This is a genomic window from Micromonospora sp. M51 (assembly GCF_018070305.1).
Taxonomy (GTDB): domain Bacteria; phylum Actinomycetota; class Actinomycetes; order Mycobacteriales; family Micromonosporaceae; genus Micromonospora; species Micromonospora parva.
The window spans coordinates 1-5,021 of sequence record NZ_JAGPXZ010000453.1 but is presented as its reverse complement, the minus strand read 5'-3'; the positions used below and the strand labels follow the sequence as shown (position 1 = coordinate 5,021).

At 70.9% G+C, this 5,021-nt stretch carries 5 protein-coding genes; all 5 read left to right on the top strand.

What is annotated here, in order from left to right; translation table 11 throughout:
* Positions 1 to 355: 355 nt before the first annotated feature.
* Positions 356 to 2,575 (top strand): toxin glutamine deamidase domain-containing protein, encoded by a 2,220-nt coding sequence (locus KBX53_RS36480; protein ID WP_309140828.1) that lies wholly within the window; start codon positions 356 to 358, stop codon positions 2,573 to 2,575.
* A complete protein-coding gene (locus tag KBX53_RS21880) occupies positions 2,547 to 2,864 on the top strand; it encodes a hypothetical protein (RefSeq protein WP_210861340.1) in 318 nt (105 codons plus the stop codon). The genes KBX53_RS36480 and KBX53_RS21880 overlap by 29 nt, the downstream gene beginning before the upstream one ends.
* A gap of 177 nt (positions 2,865 to 3,041) precedes the next feature.
* The gene (locus tag KBX53_RS21875; protein WP_156057518.1) at positions 3,042 to 3,290 is read left to right on the top strand and encodes a hypothetical protein; all 249 of its coding nucleotides are present in this window, start codon (positions 3,042 to 3,044) and stop codon (positions 3,288 to 3,290) included.
* Between the two features lie 116 nt (positions 3,291 to 3,406).
* Entirely contained in the window at positions 3,407 to 4,111 is a 705-nt protein-coding gene (gene nfi, locus KBX53_RS21870) for a deoxyribonuclease V (protein WP_210861338.1), read from the top strand.
* Between the two features lie 235 nt (positions 4,112 to 4,346).
* Positions 4,347 to 5,021 (top strand): hypothetical protein (locus tag KBX53_RS21865; RefSeq protein WP_210861336.1); only part of this gene is annotated, 675 nt, incomplete at its 3' end.

Here is a 5,021-nt window from a genome sequence, read left to right as displayed (position 1 = left end):
GTCCACTGCCGCGCCGGTCGTGGAGAGAGTGGGCCTACCGCACCCGGCCACGGCCGACCCCACGCTCTCGGCCGCGCCGGTTGCCGTCCCTGTCGAATCGAACAGTGGCCCGGCTGCCACCGGTGGATCCCCGCCGCACCCCGGCAACTCGCCGCACGTCACTCCCTCAGGGCCGACCGCCTGGTCTCCGACAACCGGCCCTTCCGCGCCGACGCTCACTCCCGGCCTCGCGACGCCGGTCACCTACGGCGTCCCGAGCACCGCCAACACGTCGCCGCCGGTCGCCCCCACCCCGGCGGTGGTGGGTCGATCCGTCGTGCCGCCGCGTGCACCGACGCGGGAGACACCGGCACCGGTGCGCGCACCCGAGCACCCGGCCCGGGGAAGGGCGTCGGTCCCCGTCGACGTGGCCGCGTTCGGTGCCCCGTCGGTGCAGGATCCCGACCCCGACGACTCGTACGCGGCGCAGTGGGCCGCCGCTGCGGAAGCCGCCGAGCGGCGGCGCTACCAGGAGCACTACGAGTCACTGCGCATCGAGTTCGAGACCAACCGCCGGCAGACCGAAGCCGCCCGCCTGCGTACCCGTGCCGTGGAGCACGATCGTCGCACCGTCGAGTACGCCACCTACGCCCGACAACTGCACCAGGCCGGCAACCGGCTCTGGGCCGACGGCTGGCAGCGCGCCGCGAACGAGGAGGCCCGCGCGTACTCCGAATGGCGTGACCTGGCCGACGCGGTGCTGGCCGGCAGCGCCGCCCCGTCGGTGGTGGACATCAGCGCCACCTTCGAGTACGCCAACCGGGACGTGGGCGCGCTGGCGCTCGGGGCGGTGGAGACGGCCGGCCCGTCCAGGCTCACCGGCGACGACGATCCGCCGCCGATCGACGACTCCCGCCCGTACGGGCAGCCCGGAGGGCTGCGTCCACCGCTCGCCCTGCATCAGGTCGACGTGGAACGGCAGATGCCCCGCGAACCGGACGGCACCGTCATCCGCACCGCCGACCCCCGGCAGGGCGGCTGGTTCCGGCTCCTCAACGACGGCGGTCCCGCCGCCGACGCCACCCGGGGCATCAACTGCCTGGACTGCACCCTGTCGCTCTTCGAGACCTGGGTGCACGGGCGACCCCGCGTCTCGGCACCGCGCACCTTCGACGGCTACCTCGACGGCGACATCAGGCGTCCCATCCGTGGCGAGGCAGGCGGCCCCGGCCGGGTCGAAGACGTGACCGGCGGGCGCTTCCAACAACTCGTCGCCCCGACGTCCGGCCAACCAACGGACGCAGCGCAGGCGCGGCAGGCCGTCGACCGGGGCTACCGCAACCTGCACGACCAACTGCTGCTGGGCGGCCACGGCAGCTACTCGTTCCTGGTCACCGAGTGGGCACACGGTGGTTCGCACGCCTGGGTGGCGCTCAACCAGAACGGCACGATTCTCTACGTGGACCCGCAGAACGGCGCGGTCCGGGACCGGCCGCTCTACCCGGACGTGGTCGGCATCGACGCGCTGGTGCTGAGCGGGGACGGCCGACCGATGCCGCTCGGCGGCCTGCCCCGGGGCCGGTTCAGCGAACGGCCCGACCTGCCGGATCACCCACCGACGTACGACGACGGCGGGCACGGTGACCCGTACATCAACCGGATGTACCTGCTCCTCGACGGCCCTGGCTCGGCGCAACACCCGGACAGGCCAGCCGGAGATCCGACTGCGGCACACGAACTGGGTGATCCAGCCGACGAGCTGGCGCAACTGACCGCAGGCGAGCTGGCCGCTCTGACCGAGCTTCGGCAGCGCGCCCTGATGGCCGCCGATCGAGTCGAAGCGGCTCTAGATCAGGTCGGGCGTAACGTGACAGAAACCCTGGGTCTCGAAGAGCCGGTGCAGTTGCGCGACCGCGCCGCTCGCGTCAAAGGGCTGGGTTCGCTGGCACGTAAGTTCGTCGATGAGGCGCGCGGCTCGAACATTGGGGTTGAGGAGTTTTCCCAGACGGTGAACGACGTCCTCCGGTTCCTGTTCGAGATGCCACCCGGGGTGAACTACCTGCGGGGCGTTCAGTTGGTGCTCGCGGGCCTCACCGACGCGGGATTCTCCGTCCCGAGGTCGGATCTCAAGAACTTCTGGCGGGCGGGTAACAGGTTCTACGGATTCAACTGCACCCTTCGCACTCCCGACGGGCTCCTCGTCGAACTGCAGTTGCACACACGTGACTCGCGGGAGGCGTGGATGCGGACCCACGGCGACTACGAGATCCTGCGCCGGGTCTCGAACCGGCCGGAGGAGCATGTGCACGCCTTCCTGCGGATGCTTGCGGCGAACCGTGAGCGCCGGATGTCGGAGTCCGTACCGGACGGCTTGGCCGCAGAGTTCCCGACGAAGGACGCGAGCTTTGCCAAGTGGTTGAGCCAGAGCGGAGATGCCTGGCCGAAGTATCGGTCGTGGCTCGACCGTCAAGGGATCAGCTTTTCCCAGGTAGTGCACGATTTGGGCTTGAGCTCTTCCGATTTCCCTATTGCGGCGGACGTCGTCACCAAGTTGGAGAAAGAGATTGTTGACGTATTACGTGATCTACCGGAATGACGAGAGGGTCGGAGGACCAGCCGGGCTCTTCGTCATGGACGTAGGCGCAGGCAGCGCGATCCTCTGGGATCACCGCAGCGGACGCTGGGCCTTCGATCCAGCGCTCGTCGTGCGTTTTGTCAACGACTATCGAAACATGGACCGTTTTGAAACCGTTGATCGGGCGACGGCCGAGAGAGTGGCTGAGACTGTCAGCGGGGGTCGTGCGCTGCCCGACGAGGACGACATCCGAGCCATGTTCGCTACCGACCCCAGCGCGGGCGGCCCGCAGCCATCCGGTCGACAGTGATGGGTGTACGAACAGGCAGTCGAGGCGGGCCGGGATCCCGGCCGACAGCGGTGCGCATGGGTCGGGCGGTGGGTCGAGGGGGTCGTGCCGAGTGAGGGCTTGCCTGACCGTGCGTCGTCCGGCTGGAAGCCGCGTTCGGTGGGGTAGGGCACTGGCGGCGCCGAATAAGATCGACGCATGGCGAAATCTGGCACGAAGGGCATCAGGTCGACTGTCTGGGCCTGGCCGGTCGGCATCCTGGTCGGCCTGGCTATCGGCATTCCGGTGTTCGGGGCGAAGGGTGGCGTCGCCTTCGGTGTCGCCACCGGCATCGTTGTCGCGCTCGGCCTGGGTTTGATCAGGGGTCGGGCCGACGGTGACAGTGCCCGGGGCGGCCCGCACGGCAGGGCTGCCGGAGGTGGCGGCGATGCGTCGGGTCGAGGGTGATCGACTCCGGTTTCTTGAAATCGGGGCATCCGGGTCCGGGGGATAGCCCGACTTTCGTGATGTCGAGTGGATCATGGCGGGCCGCGCGCGCAGCGGGCATGCCGCAGGCAGCGGGCATGCCGCGCGCAGCTCGCACGGTGGGCGTGGGGGAAGTGGCGCCGGGCAGTGTTGCCGAGGCGGTGGCCGTACAGGAGGAGTTGCGGCCGCTGGTGGACCTGGTCGGGCCGGGGCCGAGCGCGCCCGCGACGGTGGCCGGCCTGGACGTCGCGTACGCCGAGGGTGGTGACCTGCTGGCGGCGGCCGTGACGGTCCTGGACGCCCGGACCCTGGCGGTGGTGGACTCCGCTGTCGGCGTGGGGCGACCCGCGTTCGACTACGTTCCGGGGTTGTTCGCGTTCCGTGAGGTGCCCGCGTTGCTCGGTGCGCTCGATCGCCTGACCACCATTCCGGACCTGCTGGTCTGCGACGGGCACGGGCTGGCCCATCCACGCCGGTTCGGGCTCGCGTGCCACCTCGGGGTGGTCACCGGGTTGCCCGCGATCGGGGTGGGCAAGACACCGCTGGTCGGGACGTGGGATCCGCCGTCCGCCGAGCGGGGTTCGTGGTCGTCGTTGCGGGACGGTGGTGACGTCGTCGGTCGGGTGCTGCGGACCCGGGACGGGGTGAAGCCGGTCTTCGTCAGCGTCGGGCATCGGATGAGCCTGGAGAACGCGACAGCGCAGGTGCTGGCGTTGACCCCGCGCTACCGCCTGCCGGAGACCACCCGCACCGCCGACCGACTGTGCCGCGACGCCCTCGCCGAGGCGGAGCGGGCCCGCTGACGCCGGGGGCAACCGGGCCCGTCGGGGCGGAGCGGGCCGGCTGACGCGGAGGCAGACCACCGGGCCGGAGCAGGCCGGCTGACGCCCGGACCGTCGGGCTGATCGGCTGGTCAGCGGGGTCGGCGGGCGGGTGCTAAACCGTAACGCGGCACACATCCGGGCCGCTCTATGACCGATGGGGTGGGCCGGCCGGTAGTAGCCTGACCTGCGGACCCCACCCGGGGAGGACGGCGAGGTGATCATGACAGTGCGTCGACGCGCGGCACGGCTGGCGACGGTCTGCGGTCTGGCAGGCGGCCTGGTGCTGCTCGGTGCGTCGCCGGCGCTGGCCGACGAGGACTCGGTCCGGGTGGGCGCGGCCAGCAGTTTCGCCGCTGGTGGTTCCGCACAGGGGGTGAACGTCGCGGTGCGCAAGCGCACCGACGGGTGCGTCCTGCTGCGTACCGCGCTGGGCTTCACCATGGAGGGTCTTCAGCCGAACCAGGTGAAGGTCCAGGTCAACGCGGGCGGGCGCTGGTTCCCGGTGGCCGTCAGCGGAGGCGGCGGCAACGTGTCGACCGCGCAGACGTCACCAGCGAAGCCGACGCTGTGCAAGGGCAAGGGCATCACGGTGCGCTACCGGGTGGCGTTCGCTGCGGGTACGCCGGGCGGCCGGCTCGTGGTCACTGGTGCGGGCATCAGCGCGGCCGGCCAGACGTTGGGTCACGCCACCGACGCGGCGCGGCTGACCGGCGCGCGGGTCACCCCGTCGCCGACTCCGTCGCGGTCGACGAAGCCGACGCCCACCCCGAGCCCGTCCGAGGTCGCGACCGTCGACGAGGCGGTGAACCCGGCGGTGTTGTCCAGCGCGCCGAACACCAGGGCGACCGCCGCCGAATCGTCCGGAGGAGGTTCACCAGTGATGTTCATC

Excerpts from the sequence above, each read along its gene's own strand:
- KBX53_RS21875 (WP_156057518.1), top strand. The coding sequence starts at position 3,042 with ATGGCGAAATCTGGCACGAAGGGCATCAGGTCGACTGTCTGGGCCTGG.
- nfi (WP_210861338.1), top strand. The coding sequence starts at position 3,407 with ATGCCGCGCGCAGCTCGCACGGTGGGCGTGGGGGAAGTGGCGCCGGGC.